This window comes from Achromobacter sp. NFACC18-2, assembly GCF_900108985.1.
Taxonomy (GTDB): domain Bacteria; phylum Pseudomonadota; class Gammaproteobacteria; order Burkholderiales; family Burkholderiaceae_B; genus Achromobacter.
Genome location: NZ_FNYM01000023.1, coordinates 48,399 through 62,873, shown reverse-complemented (window position 1 = coordinate 62,873; position 14,475 = coordinate 48,399). Strand labels below are relative to the sequence as shown.

Annotated in this window: 11 protein-coding genes; 4 read left to right on the top strand and 7 right to left on the bottom strand. The window is 68.0% G+C overall.

What is annotated here, in order from left to right; all coding sequences use genetic code 11:
* The first annotated feature begins 134 nt into the window (after nucleotides 1-134).
* A complete protein-coding gene (locus BMW75_RS26705; RefSeq protein ID WP_092582555.1) occupies nucleotides 135-1,046 on the top strand; it encodes a LysR family transcriptional regulator in 912 nt (303 codons plus the stop codon).
* Between the two features lie 93 nt (nucleotides 1,047-1,139).
* Here the strand turns inward: BMW75_RS26705 and BMW75_RS26700 are convergent, their stop codons facing one another.
* The 5 genes from BMW75_RS26700 to BMW75_RS26680 form a co-directional block, all read right to left on the bottom strand.
* Nucleotides 1,140-3,572, bottom strand: coding sequence for a TonB-dependent receptor (locus BMW75_RS26700; protein ID WP_175493278.1), 2,433 nt, complete (start codon nucleotides 3,570-3,572; stop codon nucleotides 1,140-1,142).
* 70 nt (nucleotides 3,573-3,642) lie between these two features.
* On the bottom strand, nucleotides 3,643-4,695 hold the full coding sequence (locus BMW75_RS26695; protein WP_092582554.1) for a FecR family protein: 1,053 nt from the start codon (nucleotides 4,693-4,695) through the stop codon (nucleotides 3,643-3,645).
* 5 nt (nucleotides 4,696-4,700) lie between these two features.
* Entirely contained in the window at nucleotides 4,701-5,222 is a 522-nt protein-coding gene (locus tag BMW75_RS26690) for a sigma-70 family RNA polymerase sigma factor (protein WP_092582553.1), read from the bottom strand.
* 154 nt (nucleotides 5,223-5,376) lie between these two features.
* Complete coding sequence (locus BMW75_RS26685) at nucleotides 5,377-6,093, bottom strand: GntR family transcriptional regulator (RefSeq protein ID WP_092582552.1); 717 nt, start codon at nucleotides 6,091-6,093, stop codon at nucleotides 5,377-5,379.
* Between the two features lie 41 nt (nucleotides 6,094-6,134).
* Nucleotides 6,135-7,910 carry an IlvD/Edd family dehydratase gene (locus tag BMW75_RS26680; RefSeq protein ID WP_092582551.1) on the bottom strand — a complete coding sequence of 592 codons (1,776 nt, stop codon included), beginning with the start codon at nucleotides 7,908-7,910 and terminating at the stop codon, nucleotides 6,135-6,137.
* Nucleotides 7,911-8,132: 222 nt separating this feature from the next.
* Between BMW75_RS26680 and BMW75_RS26675 the strand changes: the two genes are divergently transcribed.
* Entirely contained in the window at nucleotides 8,133-9,128 is a 996-nt protein-coding gene (locus BMW75_RS26675) for a Bug family tripartite tricarboxylate transporter substrate binding protein (RefSeq protein WP_076521507.1), read from the top strand.
* Nucleotides 9,129-9,418: 290 nt separating this feature from the next.
* On the top strand, nucleotides 9,419-11,416 hold the full coding sequence (gene pdeR, locus BMW75_RS26670; RefSeq protein WP_076521506.1) for a cyclic di-GMP phosphodiesterase: 1,998 nt from the start codon (nucleotides 9,419-9,421) through the stop codon (nucleotides 11,414-11,416).
* Nucleotides 11,417-11,440: 24 nt separating this feature from the next.
* On the opposite strand, the gene BMW75_RS26665 is transcribed toward pdeR, so the two are convergent.
* Nucleotides 11,441-12,325 carry a crotonase/enoyl-CoA hydratase family protein gene (locus BMW75_RS26665; protein WP_092582550.1) on the bottom strand — a complete coding sequence of 295 codons (885 nt, stop codon included), beginning with the start codon at nucleotides 12,323-12,325 and terminating at the stop codon, nucleotides 11,441-11,443.
* 538 nt (nucleotides 12,326-12,863) lie between these two features.
* Between BMW75_RS26665 and BMW75_RS26660 the strand changes: the two genes are divergently transcribed.
* Nucleotides 12,864-13,646, top strand: coding sequence for a dienelactone hydrolase family protein (locus tag BMW75_RS26660; RefSeq protein ID WP_175493277.1), 783 nt, complete (start codon nucleotides 12,864-12,866; stop codon nucleotides 13,644-13,646).
* A gap of 25 nt (nucleotides 13,647-13,671) precedes the next feature.
* On the opposite strand, the gene BMW75_RS26655 is transcribed toward BMW75_RS26660, so the two are convergent.
* Complete coding sequence (locus tag BMW75_RS26655) at nucleotides 13,672-14,415, bottom strand: SDR family oxidoreductase (protein ID WP_092582548.1); 744 nt, start codon at nucleotides 14,413-14,415, stop codon at nucleotides 13,672-13,674.
* Nucleotides 14,416-14,475 lie beyond the last annotated feature (60 nt).

Here is a 14,475-nt window from a genome sequence, read left to right as displayed (position 1 = left end):
GCTGTTCTCCTGGTTCTGAAACCCTGCTTGGGGGCGAGTGTAGAGAAGCGCGGTTGATTGATGAATCAGAATTTTTGAATAGAATGATCGGCCAATCAGATCAATAAATCCATGCTTGAGGTGGGGGACGAATCATGCAGATCAATCTGTCGATGCGCGACATCGACACGACGCTGGTGCTGGGACGCACCCTCAATTTCCGGCAGGCCGCCGGCCAGCTTCATCTGTCGCAGTCCGCGCTGTCCACGCAGGTCCAGCGGATCGAGGACGCGCTGGGCGTGCGCCTGTTCGACCGCACGACGCGCACGGTGCGGCTGACGGCCGCGGGCGAGGTCTTCCTGCAGCAGGCCGCGACCCTGCAGGCGGCGTTTCGCGACGCCATTGCCGCCGTGGGCGGCATTTCCAGCGCGGAGCAGGGGCAGGTGTCGGTGGCGGCGCTGCCGTCCCTTGCGGCGCGGCTGCTGCCGCGTGTGCTGATGGCCTATCGCCAGGCGCATCCGCACGTCGCGCTCAAGGTGCGCGATACGCTGTCCGGCCCGGCGTTCGACCTGGTCCGCGCCGGCGAGGTGGACTTTGCGCTGACCGCGGCCGATCCGCAGCATGCGGACCTGCATTACGTGCCATTGATGTCCGACAGTTTCATCCTGCTGATTCCCGAGGCGCACCCGCTGGCGCGGTCCAAGGGGCCGCTGCGCTGGGCCGATACGGCGGGCGCCGAGCACGTGTCCATGGTGCATCCGAGCAGCGTGCGCCAGTACACGGAATGGGCTTTCCTGCAGAACCGCATCCGCTTTGCGCCCGCCTTCGAGGCCGAGCACCTGACCACCATCGTGGCGATGGTGGAATGCGGATTCGGGGTCGCGGCGCTGCCCGAGATCGCGGCGGGGGCGGTGGCGCAGAACGGCATCGTGCAGCGGCGCCTGACCGGGCCGGTGGCCGAGCGCTCCATCGGCCTGGTGACCGCGCGCAACCGCAGCCTGTCGCCCGCTGCCGTGGCGCTGGTGCAGACCCTGCGGGAATACGTGGCGGCCCCGCCGCGCCAATGAAAAACCGGCCCCTGTGCAGGGGCCGGCTGTCGTTGGCGCAAGCTGGGCAATCCGCGGCGCCGGCCGCGGTTCGCCGCTGGAGGTCCGTGGCGCCTAGAAGTCGATCTGCGCCGACAGCAGGAACGTGCGCGGCGCGGCGACCGTGGCGTAGGAGCCGCTGGCCAGCCAGTAGTCCTTGTTGAAAAGGTTCTCGATGTTGGCGCGGAACACCACGGCGCGGCCCAGGATCTCGGTGTTGTAGCGCGCGCCGATATCGTAGCGGGTCCACGAGGGCAGGGTCAGCGTGTTGGCCGCGTTGAAATACATCGACGAGGTGTGGATCACGCGCGCGTTCAGGCTCAGGCCGCGCACCCACGGCGTGTCCCAGTCCACGCCCAGGTTGAAGGTGTTCTTCGGCACGCCGTTGGCCTCGTTGCCGTCGTTCACCCCGCCCGCGGTGCGCTTGAGCGTCGCGTCGTAGAACGTGGCGCTGGCCATCATGCGCAGGCCCGGCATGGCTTCGCCGAAGGCCGACAATTCCAGGCCGCGGTTGCGCTGTTCGCCGTCGAAGCTGTAGATCCGGGTGTCCGGGTCGGTCATCGAGTTGGGACGCGTGATCTGGAACACCGACGCGCTGGTGATGACCTTGCCCCAGTCGACCTTGACGCCCGCTTCGTACTGTTTGGACTTGTACGGCGCGAAGACCTGGCCGGCGTTCGCCGCGGTGGCCGGCGCGATGCCGCCGCGGGTCAGGCCCGAGGTGAAGTTGCCGTACAGCGAGACGTTGGAAATGGGCTTGAACACGATGCCCGCGACCGGGGAGATCGCGCTTTCGTCATACGAGCTGGTGCGCGCGCCGGTGGCCGTCGAATAGTTGTCCAGGGCCACGCGCTGGTCGCGCAGGCCGCCCGTGATCAGCAGGGTGTCGTCGGCGAAGGACAGCGTGTCGGTCAGGGTGTAGCTGGTCAGCTCGGTCTTGGACGCCTTCTGCGGCGCGCCGCGGTCGGCGGTGACCGGGGGCAGCGGCGCGGGACGGAAGATGCTGGACGGCACCGAGGTGCCGGACGTGACGTAGGCGTTGCCGGATTCCTGGTCCAGGCGCGTGGCGGACAGGGTCAGGGTGTGGCCGACGCCCCAGGTGTCAAAGCGCGCGCGCAGGCCGACGTCGCCCGTCCAGGTGCGCGAGTACGAATCGTAGTAGGCGTTCGTCACCGTGAAGTTGCCCAGCGCATCGGCGGGGCCGGACGGGAACGTCTGCTCGGCGGTGCCATAGCGGTAGCCGGTCGCGCCATAGACCATCAGGTGGTCGTTGATGTCGTATTCAAGACGCGTGGCGACGGTGGAATCGTTGAGCGTGAGCTCGGTGCCAGGGTAGAAATTGCGGTGGCCCGACGGCGGCGACGGCAGCGAGGTCACGTTCGACTGGAACCCGATCTGCGGCCGGAAATTGTCGATGTCCTCGTGCTGCGTGTAGGCGTCCAGCGACCAGCGCAGCCGCGCGCCGCGATAGTCCAGCGCCAGCGCGCCCACGCCTTGCTCCTGCTTGCCCTCGTCGATGGTCGTGTCGCCGTTGTTGTACACGCCGTTGACGCGGATGCCCCATTCGTTGTTCTCGCCAAAGCGCCGGCCCATGTCGAGCTGGCCGCCCAGCTGCGACTTGCTCTGGTACGTGGTGGTCAGCCGGGTCAGGGGCTCGTCGCCCGCGCGCTTGGTGACGATGTTGATGCCGCCGCCGATGCTGCCGCTGGGGCCGATGCCGTTCATCAGCGTGCCGGGGCCCTTCAGGACTTCCACGCGCTCCATCATGGCGGCGGGCATGCGGCTGGCGGAGGCCAGGCCGTACAGGCCGTTCAGGCCCACGTCGCCGGCCGACACGGAAAAGCCGCGGATCTGGAACTCGTCGGAAAAGCCGCCGCTGGAGGTCGTGGTGCGCACCGACGACTCGTTGATCACCACGTCGGCCAGCGTGCGGGCCTGCTGGTTCTCGATCATCTGCGCGGTGTAATTGGTGGTGCTGAACGGTGTGTCCATGATGTCGGCCGTGCCCAGCACGCCCAGGCCGCCGCCGCGCGCCACCTGGCCGCCCGCAAAGGGCGCGGGCAGGGCGGGATCGGCGGCCGAGGCGGTCACCGTCACGGCGGGCAGTTGCGTGGTCGCGATCCCCGCGCCCGCGGGACGGTCCAGCACATAGCTGCCGTTCGCCTGCGGCAGCACCCGGATGCCGGTGCCGGCCAGCAGCGCGTCCAGTCCGCCGCGCACGCCGTAGTTGCCCCGCAGGCCGTTGCTTTGCAGGCCGGCGGTCACATCGGGCCGGAACGACAGCACGATGCCAGCTTCGCGTCCGTAGCGGCCCAGCGCGTCCTCGAGCGTGCCCGCGGGAATGTCATAGCTGCGGGTCGCGGCGGCCTGCGCGTGGGCCGCGGTTGGAACGCCGAGGACCGGCGCCGCCAGCAGCGAGGCGGTGGCGATGCGTCCGGCCAGGCGCGCCGTGGCGGCGCGCCGCAGGAATCGAGGGGACTGGCGCTTGGGCGCCCGGACGTGGGTCATGTACTGGCCTTTCAGAGAGGTGAGGTTGCTGTGTGCTCACCTGTCATGACCCCCCAGATCGCAAAACGGATCAGCTTTTTTGTAACAGCGCCGAAGGGCGTGCCGCCTCGGGTCCGGCGATCAGGTGCAGGCGCCGCCCGCGCCACAGGCGGGTTTCCGCTTGCACGCGGATGTTCAGGGTGGCGCTGAGCGCGGCCAACACCTTGTCCACGTCGTTGACGGGAAACGAGCCCGACAGCCGAAGACCCGAGATGGCGGCATCGCAACTGAGCGTGTCCCGGCAATACCGTCCCAGCTCGGCGATGAAGTCATCGAGCCGCATGCCGCGCGCTACGATGAAGCCGTCCTTCCAGGCGATCTGGTTTTCCTCGGCCGCGGCCGGCTGGTCGACGCCGCGCGCCCAATAATGCGCGCGCAGGCCCGCCTGCAGGGTCAGTCCGGGGTTGGCGTCGTTGCGCGGCTGGATCTGGACCGCGCCCTGGAAGACGCTGACCTCGGTCGATGCGCCCAGCAGCCGCACGGTGTATTCGGTGCCCAGCGCGCGCGCCGTGCCATGGGGGGTTTCGACGAGGAAGGGGCGCGCCGGCCCAGCCGTGTCGGGTGCCGTCGCGATCAGGATCTCGCCCGCGATGAGCGCCACGCGGCGCTGCAGGGCGTCGTAGCGCACGTCGATGGCGCTGTCCGTGTTCAGCACGACGCGTGTGCCGTCCGGCAGGGTCAGGCCGCGGCGTTCGCCCACGGCCGTGCGGTGGTCCGATGTCCATTCGCGCCAGGGCGTGACCTGGCCGACGCCCCAGGCCGCGCCGCTCGTGATCGCCAGGACGCTCACGGCCTTCAGCGCGCGCCGGCGCTGCGCACAGGCGGGCGCGGCAAGCGCGGCCTGCGCGATGGCGGCGCCCGCCGCGCCGGCGAGCGGCTGCAGCGTGCCCTGGACGGATTCGATGCGCAGCCAGGCCCGTTCATGGTCCGGGTGCGCGGCGCGCCAGGACGCCCATTCGCGCACCGTCTCCGGCGCGACCGCGTCGCCCTGCAGTTCCACCAGCCATTCCAGCGCGCGTTGCGCCACGGCGGGCGACAGGGCGCCGGCATCGCGCGTGCTCCGGTACCAGGGCGAGGCGGCCATGCGGCTCATCGGGTAAAGGTAAGGTCGGCAAAGCAGCAGCGCTGCAAGGCCTTGACGAGGTAACGCTTGACCGTCGGGATCGAGATGCCCAGCGTCTCGGCCACCTGGGCATGGGTGCGTCCCTCCAGCTGCGACAGCAGGAAGGCGCGCCGCACCAGGGCCGGCAGGCCGTCGAGCAGGCGGTCCAGCTCCAGCAGCGTTTCCAGCACGATGGCCCGGTCTTCGGGCGACCAGTACACCGCCTGCGGCGCCTGGGCCAGCGCCTCGAGGTACGCGCGCTCCAGCTTTTCGCGGCGCCAGTGGTTGGACACGAGATGCTGGGCAACGGTGGTGAGGAAGGCGCGCGGTTCGGCCAGCGTGGCAGGCACGCGTTCGCTGCTCAAGAGGCGGATGAAGGTGTCGTGGGCCAGGTCTTCGGCCTGGTCGGCGTTGCCCAGGCGGCGGCGCAACCAGCCGCGCAGCCACGAGTGGTGGTCGCTATAGAGCGTTTCGATGGAGGAGGGGAAGGCGCATCCCGGCGTACTCAAGATCCAACCTTTTGATCAAGCCGCCGGCGCCTCGCAGGCCGAGGCGGGCCAACTGCTCATGCGAATTACGGGAAATAGTAATTGTTATTATTACCGATTCGGGGCGGGTCTTGTCAAATTGTTGCCGGCGCGGGCGCGCGGCGTTGCGCCGATGTCAGGAGGCGGCGCTGGCGGCGAGGGTCGCGCCGTGGGTCTGGGCGTACGCCTGCTGCGACGCCAGATAGGCGTCGCGCGAGGGGATCAGGTGGTCGCGGCAGACCGTCATCAGCGCCTGCCGGTCGCCGTCGCGCAAGGCCTGGATCATCGTCCAGTGCTCCTGGCGCGCGCGTTCACGATGGCCCGCCGTCACCAGCGAGCCGAAGCGGATCGGGTGGGTGCGGCGCGCGTATTCCTCGATGGCCTGGCCCAGCACCGCGTTGTCCAGCAGCCCGAAGAATTCGCGGTGAAAGCGCTGGTTGCTGCGGAACACGCGGCGCGCGTCGCCCGCGGCCACCGCCGCGTCGTGCTCGCGCTGCACCGCCACCAGCGCGGCCAGCCGCGCTTCGGGCACGGGCAGCGGCATCTGGCGGGCGGCGTGCACTTCCAGCACTTCGCGCAGGGCGTACAACTCCATCACCTCGCGCACGGAAAACGCGCGCACCACCGCGCCGACGTTGCGCTTTTTCTCGACCACGCCCAGCAATTCCAGGTCGACCAGCACCTGGCGCACCGCATGCCGCTTCATGCCGAAGCGGGCCATCAGCTCGTCTTCGGTCAGGCGTTCGCGGGGGTGCAGCCGGCCGAAGACAATGTCTTCTTCCAGCGCGGCCACGGCCGCCTGGACGGCGTCGGCGGCGGGTTCCTGCAGGGCGGCGGGCGTGATGGCGTTCATGGCGAGGCAGGGCGTGTCGAGAATGGCTTACTGAGAATGGCTTACTTCTTGGGAACGGTGTCGTGCGTGACGCCCGCGCGCAGGAAGTCGAAGTCGACGCCCTGGTCGGCTTGCGTCACGGACTGCAGGAACAGCTTGCGGTAGCCGCGGTCGGCGGCGGGCCGGGTAATGGGCTGGGCCGCGGTGCGGCGCGCCAGCTCGGCGTCGTCCACCAGCAGCGCGATTTCGCGCCGGGCCACCGACAGGCGGATGCGGTCGCCATTCTGCACATAGGCCAGCGGTCCGCCGATGGCGGCCTCGGGCGTCACGTGCAGCACGATGGTCCCGGCCGCGGTGCCGCTCATGCGGCCGTCCGAGATCCGCACCATGTCCTTGACGCCGGCGCGCGCCAACTTCTTGGGGATGGGCATGTAGCCCGCTTCGGGCATGCCCGGCGCGCCGGTCGGTCCGATGCGCTTGAGCACCAGGATATCGTCGGCGGTCACGTCCAGCGCGTCGTCGTCGATGCGGCGCGCCATGTCCTCGGCGTCCTCGAACACCACGGCGCGGCCTTCGTGCTCCATCAGGTCGGGATTGGCCGCCGACTGCTTGATGATGGCGCCGCCGGGGGCCAGGTTGCCGCGCAGCACGGCCAGGCCGCCCACCGGATAGATGGGCGCGGCGGCGGTGCGGATGACGTCCTGCTTGAAAGGCGGGGGCGCGTCGTGCAGTTCTTCGCCCAGCGTGCGGCCGGACACGGTGAGCGCGTCCAGGTGCAGGAAGGGGCGCAGCTCGCGCAGCAGGGCGGGCATGCCGCCCGCGTCGTGGAAGTCTTCCATATAGTGCTGGCCCGAGGGCTTCAGGTCGACCAGCACGGGCGTCTCGCGGCTGATGCGGTCCAGGCCCGCCAGGTCGATGTCGATGCCCAGGCGGCCGGCGATGGCGGTCAGGTGGACGATGCCGTTGGTGGATCCGCCGATGGCGAGCAGCACGCGCAGGGCGTTCTCGATGGATTTGCCGGTCAGGATCCGGTCGGGCGTCAGGCGCGACGCCGCCATGGCGACGGCCGTGGCGCCGGTGCGCTCGGCCACGCGCACGCGGTCGGCGGTGACGGCCGGGGCGGACGCGCCGCCCGCCACCATCATGCCCAGGGCCTCGGTGATGCAGGCCATGGTGCTGGCCGTGCCCATCACGGAACAGGTGCCCACGCTGGCGACGAGCTGGTTGTTGACGTCGGCGATCTCGACGGCGTCGATTTCCTCGGCGCGGTAGCGGCCCCAGTAGCGGCGGCAGTCGGTGCAGGCGCCCACGCGCTCGCCGCGGTGCGAGCCGGTCAGCATCGAGCCGGTGACGAGCTGGATGGCGGGCACGCCGGCCGAGGCGGCGCCCATCAGTTGCGCCGGCACGGTCTTGTCGCAGCCGCCGATCAGCACGACCGCGTCCATGGGCTGCGCGCGGATCATTTCCTCGGTGTCCATGGACATCAGGTTGCGCAGGTACATGCTGGTGGGCTGCGAGAAGCTTTCGTGCACCGAGATGGTCGGAAAGTCCATCGGCAGGCCGCCCGCCAGCATGACGCCGCGCTTGACCGCCTCGATGAGCTGCGGGGCGTTGCCGTGGCAGGGGTTGTAGCTGCTGCCGGTGTTGACGATGCCGATGATGGGACGGGCCAGCGCGTCGTCCGACAGGCCGGCGCCCTTGATGAAGGCCTTGCGCAGGAACAGCGAAAAACCCTTGTCGCCGTAGTTCGTGAGCCCGCGGGCGACGCCCTGCGCGGTGGCGCCGTCGCTGTCAAAGGGGCCCTTGGCGGGCTTGCCGCCCTTGGTCTCGTCCGTCATTTTCAGTCCCGATAATATTATTGATAATCCTGGGCCGACATCATATCCAGCCCGTGGCGAGGCCCGCAAGCGGTTTATCCAGCGGGTTGTGATTGATCTGTCTGGAAGATCAGTCGATAGAAAAATGGTGATTCTTCAATCAAGCTTGGCCCCCTACACTGGCGCGGTTGACGAACCGGGCGTCCGATCATTCCTATACCCATCCCGGCTGGAGAGACTGATATGTCAGACCTGCGTCTGCGGCCGCGCCGCGCCGTGCTCTTTTCCCTGCTGGCCCTGTGCGCCGGCATGTCCGCCCCGGCGTTGTCCGCCGACGCCTATCCCGACAAGCCCGTGCGCCTGATCGTGCCGTATCCGCCCGGCGGCGCCACCGACGTGATCGGCCGCGTGCTCGCGCAGGAACTGACCGGCGCGCTGGGCCAGACCGTGGTGGTCGAAAACCGGGCCGGCGCCGCCGGCAACATCGGCGCCGACCAGGTGGCCAAGGCCCAGCCCGACGGCTACACGCTGCTGATGGGTGCGCTGACCAGCCACTCCATCAACGCGGCGCTGTACCGCGGCCGCGTCACCTACGACGTGGAAAAGAGCTTCGCGCCGGTGGCCATCGTGGGCACGGTGCCGCTGGTATTCGTGGTGAATCCCTCGGTGCAGGCCAAGACGCTGTCCGAATTCATCGCGCTGGCCAAGTCCAAGCCCGGCTACGTGACCATGGCCTCGGCCGGCAACGGTTCGCCGCAGCATCTGGCCGGCGAAATGTTCAAGCGCACCGCGGGCGTCGACATCCTGCACGTGCCCTACAAGGGCAGCGGCCCCGCGATGACCGACCTGATGGGCGGACAGGTGCTCAGCATGATCGAGACCGTGCCCGCGGCGCAGGCCAACATCAAGGCCGGCAAGCTGCGCGCGCTGGCGGTGACCTCGCCGCAGCGCGTCGATGCGCTGCCCGACGTGCCCACCGCGGCCGAAGCCGGCCTGAAGGACTTCGAGGTCAGCTCGATGTTCGGCATCGTGGCGCCCGCCAATACCCCCGCGCCGGTCATCGAGCGGCTCAACGCCGAGCTCAAGAAGATCCTGGCCAAGCCCGAGGTGAAGGCATCGCTGCTGAACCAGGGCGCCGTCGCCACCTGGACCACGCCCGCCGACGCCGGCGCGCGCGTGTCGGCCGAGGTGGCCCGCTGGACCAAGGTGATCGACGAAGCCGGCGTGAAGGGCGAGTAAGCCGCCCCGTCCGGCGCGTTGCGCGCCATATACGCCTTGCGCCGGAGATCCGACACGGATTTCCGGCGTTGTCGTTTTTATGGCAACGGAAAAGAACCGAAATAATCGATTCCCCGTCCGCCGCCCGTGCGCCGGGACAAATCCTGTATTTCAGAGAGTTGCAATACCCGAGCCGACCGCTATGCAATAAATCGCAATAATCGCCTCGGGGCGCACCGCTCGGTGGTTGACCCCAAATTCAGTAGCCCGTAATGTGCTTTGCGGGCCTTAGGACGGCGGGGGGGATACCAATGACTGAGAACCAGGACGAAAAGTCGATCCTGCATACGCATTTCGGTACGTATAGCCCATATTGGCGCTTGTCCGCCGATAGCGATGCCATTGAGCTCGCCGCGGTCAAAGGCGCCACCAATATCGCGATGGCCTTGCGTCCGGACCAGGCCGATGCCGTGCGCAGCCTGACGGGCATCACGTCCAGCGTGCGCATCGACATCATGCTGTATGGCGACCTGCTGCACCTGCACCTGGTCGGGCGCAAGATCAACCCCAACGAATGGGCCGGCACCGCGTCCGCCTACACCGACACCGATTCCGTCGCCAAGGACCTCGTCGAAGGCCTGTCGTTCGCGGAAACGGTCGTGTCCGAAGCCAATTCGGTCATCGCCATCGTGGACCAGAACGGCCGCGTGCAGCGCTTCAACAAGCTCTGCGAGGAATACACCGGCAAGCGCGAACAGGACATCGTGGGCCGCAGCGTCTTCGATATGTTCATGACGCGCGAAGAGGCCGTCGCGTCGCGCCGCAATATCGCCGAGTTCTACAAGCGGGGCCAGTCGTACGAGGTCGAGCGCACCATCAACACGGTCAAGGGGCCGCGCCTGTTCCTGTTCCGCAACAAGTTCGTCACCAGCGGCAGCGGCGAAAAGCGGGTCTACCTGATCTGCTCGGGCACCGACATCACCGAGGAACGCCAGGCGCAGGAGCGCCTGCGCGTGCTCGCCAACACCGACATGCTGACCAACCTGCCCAACCGCCACGCGATCACTTCGCGGCTCAAAGGCGCGCTGGCGGCCGGCAAGGAAGGGCGCGGCGGGGTGCTGTTCCTGGACCTGGACAATTTCAAGCGCATTAACGACCACTACGGCCACGGCTTCGGCGACCGGCTGCTCAAGGCGGTGGCGGTCGCCATTTCGAACTGCCTGTCCGAAGGCCAGACCCTGGCCCGCCTGGGCGGCGACGAATTCATCGTCCTGCAGGAAGAGGCGCAGGCCTGGCAGCTCGAGGCCACCGCGCAGCGCATCATCGAACGGTTGCGCGAGCCCTTCCGCCAGGGCCTCATCGAGGTCTACACCAGTTGCTCCATCGGCATTGCGATGTATCCCGACCACGGGGCCGACCTGGATAGCGTGGTGCGCAGCGCCGACATCGCCATGTATGTCGCCAAGGAAGCGGGCCGCCACACGTACCGCGTGTTCCAGAGCGAGATGGACCGCCGCAACGCGGACTACGTCTGGCTGGACACCAATCTGCGCAAGGCGCTGGCCGAGAACCACCTGATGCTCTACTACCAGCCCAAGCTGGTGGGCCGCACGGGCGAGGTCGACGGCGTGGAGGCCCTGGTGCGCTGGCGCTCGCCGGAGCGCGGCATGGTGGGCCCCGACACCTTCATCCCCTACGCCGAGGAATCAGGCCTCATTTCGCCGCTGGGCGTCTGGGTCATGCGCGAAGCCGCCCGGCAGGCGGCGGCCTGGAAGCGCGATGGCCTGAACCTGCGCATCGCCATCAACATGTCCGCCCGCCAGCTCGACGACAAGGGCGTGGTCAGCGATTTCATGCGGGCCATCAACGATGCGAACCTCGATCCCTGCCTGCTCGACATCGAACTGACCGAGAGCTGCCTGATCGACGATGAAGACGCCGCCATCGAACTGATCAAGCAGTTCCGCCAGCTCGGCGCCCGCGTCCACCTGGACGACTTCGGCACCGGCTACTCGTCGCTGTCGCAGCTTGCGCGCATTCCGCTGGACGCGATCAAGCTCGACGCCAGCTTCGTTCGCGGCGTGAACGAGAACCCGGTGTCGCAGGCGCTGGCGCGCGCCATCGTCGCGGTGGCGCGCACGCTCGAGCTCAAGGTCATCGCCGAGGGCGTGGAGACCCAGGAGGAAACGGCTTTCCTGGACACCCTGGGCGTGGACGCCAAGCAGGGCTATCTGTACGCCAAGCCGATGCCCGCGGAGGAGTTCACCGCCTGGCTGGCCAAGCGCCGCCGGCTGCATCTCATCGCGTGATGCAACCGGCGACGCATCGCCGGGTCAGTGCATGGTCGCCACTTCGGTGGCCTCCGAACTGCTCGCCGTGCGGCGGTTCTGCGCCATCACCAGCCGCTCCATGTAGGCGCGGTCCTTCGGGTCGATGGAGAACGCAGCCTCCACCCAGTCCTCGGTGATGTCCATCAGCTCCGAGCGCGTCAGGCTCAGCACGCGTTGGCGGGCGCGCAGCATGGCGCGCATGCCGTTGAGCTTGGGCCGCATCACGTCGATGAAGGTGCGGGTGGCCTTGTAGGCCTCGCCCGGCTCGAACAGCACGTCCACCAGGCCCCGGCCGTGGAACCACTCGGCGGTGTGCGATTCGCCCGTGCCGATCAGCTCTTCGGCCAGCTTCATGCCCGAGCGGCGCGCGACCAGCGAATAGCCGCCCATGCCGGGGAACAGGTTGAACGCCATCTCGGGAAAGCCCATGCGCGCATTGTTCTGCGCCAGCACGAAGTGGTGGGCCAGCGCGGCCTCGAAGCCGCCGCCCAGCGCGGTGCCTTCGATCATGGCCAGCGAAATGGCGCCCGTGTCAAAACCTCGCGTCGCGGCGTGCACGCAGTCGACGCAGGCGCGGGCATAGGCCCGCAGCGCTTCGCGCTTGCCGGTGCGGATGGCCTCGGCGAAGAAATTCAGGTCGCCGCCGACGTTGTAGATCTGCGGCACCAGCGAGCCCGTGACCCAGAAGTCGATGGGCAGGCCGGAATCCTTGGCGGCGCGCGCCAGGGTCATGATCTCGTCGATCAGTTCATGGTTAAAGCACGGGCGCGGTTGCGCGCGCAGCATCATCCACATGACACGGCGTCCCTCCTCGTAGAACGCGGAGATCTGCTTCAGATTGCCTGCTGCGGTAAAGGGGTGGCAGTCCGGATGAATGAGTTGATTCATTGCTTTCGTCCAATCGATCAAGGTGAGTCGGAGTACTGCCGGGTCAGGCTAAACCACGGCTTACGGAGTCCGTCTCATGCAAACCTCGTCCAACTGGCCAGACTTTTCCGTAAATCAAAGTCCGGGTCGCGCAAATCAAAAATTTCAAAACTGGCGGTGACGCCTCACCCCATCAGGGGATGGCCGCATGGGTAGAACGGATGAGGGGGGCCAGCAAATCCGCGGCGTTCCGGGCGATGCCGCGCGCAAGCGGCAAGGGCGCCGCGTTCATGCGTAGGGATGAGGGGTCTGCGTTGTGTCTGCGTTGCTTCTGCGGTCCCAGCGCGCCGCGCGGGCCGTGAAATCGTCCGTCCGCACCCGTGCGCGTGCGACTGGTCCAGGCCAGATGGAGGGCGTAACGTGTTGCGCACCCTGAACGGTGGTCCTATCCAGAAGGTGGAACGACATGAACATGCTCGAACGATTCGCGCTTGTCTGCCTGGCCGGGCTGGTTACGGCTTGTGCGTCCACATCAACGGGTACGGGCGGCGGCACAAGCGTGCAGAAAGTGCCCGTAACGGTGCCCACGGACAGCGGCGTCGTCACGGGGGAATTGGTGGTGAGCGTGCATGTGCCCGCGGCGGCGGGCAAGCATCCGCTGCTGGTCCTCAACCATGGCCGGGGCGCGAGCGCGGCAGAGCGGGCGAAGATGAACCGCACGCCGTATCCGCAGGCGGTCAAATTCTTCACCGACGCCGGCTTCGTGGTCGCCGTGCCGCAGCGGCTGGGCTATGGAGAAACGGGCGGCCCCGACCTGGAAGACAGCGGACCTTGCGACGACCGGCAGTTCACGCCGATGTTCGACCGGGTCGCCAGCCAGATCGGCCAGGTGGTCAAGGCGCTGCAGCAACACCCGGCCGTGGAGCCCTCCCGCGTCGTGCTGGTGGGCCAGTCGGTGGGCGGGGCCGCCGTCATCGCATTGGCGGCGCAGAATCCGCCCGGCGTCAGTACCGCCATCAACTTCGCGGGGGGCGCGGGCGGGGACGCCAAGTCGCCGGGCCAACCCTGCGGACCCGAACGCCTGCAGCAGACCTTTGCGGCCTATGGCAAGACTTCCCGCTTGCCCACGCTCTGGATCTACGCCGAGAACGACCTCTTCTGGGGGGCGGACTGGCCCACGCGGTGGGTGGACGCCTACAACGCCGCGGGCGGTGCCGCCACCTTCATGGGGATGGGGCCCGATGGCAACAACGGCCATCTGCTGTTTACCCGTTCACCGCAGAAGTGGCAGCCCGTCGTGACCCAATACCTGCGCGACCTGGGCTACGCGATGCCGAAATAGGCCAGGCCGCGTCGCGGGCGCCTGCTCAGGCCACGCCGCCGTTGGCGCGCACGATCTGCCCGTTGACCCAGCCGCTGTCCGGCCCCGCCAGGAACGAGACGATGCCCGCAATATCATCCGGCTGGCCCAGGCGTTCCAGGGGCGGCATCTTGGTGTAGTGCTCGATGAGCTCGGGGCTCTTGCCCTTGAAGAAGAGCTCGGTGGCGACCGGGCCGGGCGCCACCGCGTTGACGCGGATCTGGCGCCCGCGCAGTTCCTTGGCGAAGACCTGCGTCAGGCTTTCGACCGCGGCTTTGCTGGCGATGTAGACCGAGTAGCCGGGCAGGTTGAGCGCGACGGTGGTGCTGGACACATTGACGATACTGCCGCCATCGGCCAATCGCGTGGCGGCTTCGCGCAGCGTATTGAAGGTGCCGCGGGTGTTGATGTCGAAGGTCCTGTCATAGAGCTCGTCGCTGGTCTCGGCCAGTGGCAGCACCTGCAGGACGCCGGCGCTGTTGACCAGCACATCGATCCGGCCGAATTCGGCCAGCACGGCGTCGAACAGGGCGCGGACCTCGGCCGCCTTGGATACGTCGGCGCGCACGGCCAGGGCGCGTCCGCCGGCCTGGCGGATCTCGGCGGCCAGGGCCTGCGCCTCGGCTTCGCTCGCGGCGCAGTTGATGGCGACGGCAAAGCCGTCGTTTGCCAGGCGCCGCACGATGGCGGCGCCGATGCCGCGCGATCCGCCGGTGACGAGGGCAACGCGCTGGGGGGCTTGGTCGTTCATGGAAACTCTCCGTCGAAAGGGGTGGGACGTATGATCGACTATTCCTGAGCAAAGATAATT

Coding starts and splice junctions, on each gene's coding strand:
- BMW75_RS26705 (WP_092582555.1), top strand. CDS start 135: ATGCAGATCAATCTGTCGATGCGCGACATCGACACGACGCTGGTGCTG.
- BMW75_RS26700 (WP_175493278.1), bottom strand. CDS start 3,572: ATGACCCACGTCCGGGCGCCCAAGCGCCAGTCCCCTCGATTCCTGCGG.
- BMW75_RS26695 (WP_092582554.1), bottom strand. CDS start 4,695: ATGGCCGCCTCGCCCTGGTACCGGAGCACGCGCGATGCCGGCGCCCTG.
- BMW75_RS26685 (WP_092582552.1), bottom strand. CDS start 6,093: ATGAACGCCATCACGCCCGCCGCCCTGCAGGAACCCGCCGCCGACGCC.
- BMW75_RS26680 (WP_092582551.1), bottom strand. CDS start 7,910: ATGACGGACGAGACCAAGGGCGGCAAGCCCGCCAAGGGCCCCTTTGAC.
- BMW75_RS26675 (WP_076521507.1), top strand. CDS start 8,133: ATGTCAGACCTGCGTCTGCGGCCGCGCCGCGCCGTGCTCTTTTCCCTG.
- pdeR (WP_076521506.1), top strand. CDS start 9,419: ATGACTGAGAACCAGGACGAAAAGTCGATCCTGCATACGCATTTCGGT.
- BMW75_RS26665 (WP_092582550.1), bottom strand. CDS start 12,325: ATGAATCAACTCATTCATCCGGACTGCCACCCCTTTACCGCAGCAGGC.
- BMW75_RS26655 (WP_092582548.1), bottom strand. CDS start 14,415: ATGAACGACCAAGCCCCCCAGCGCGTTGCCCTCGTCACCGGCGGATCG.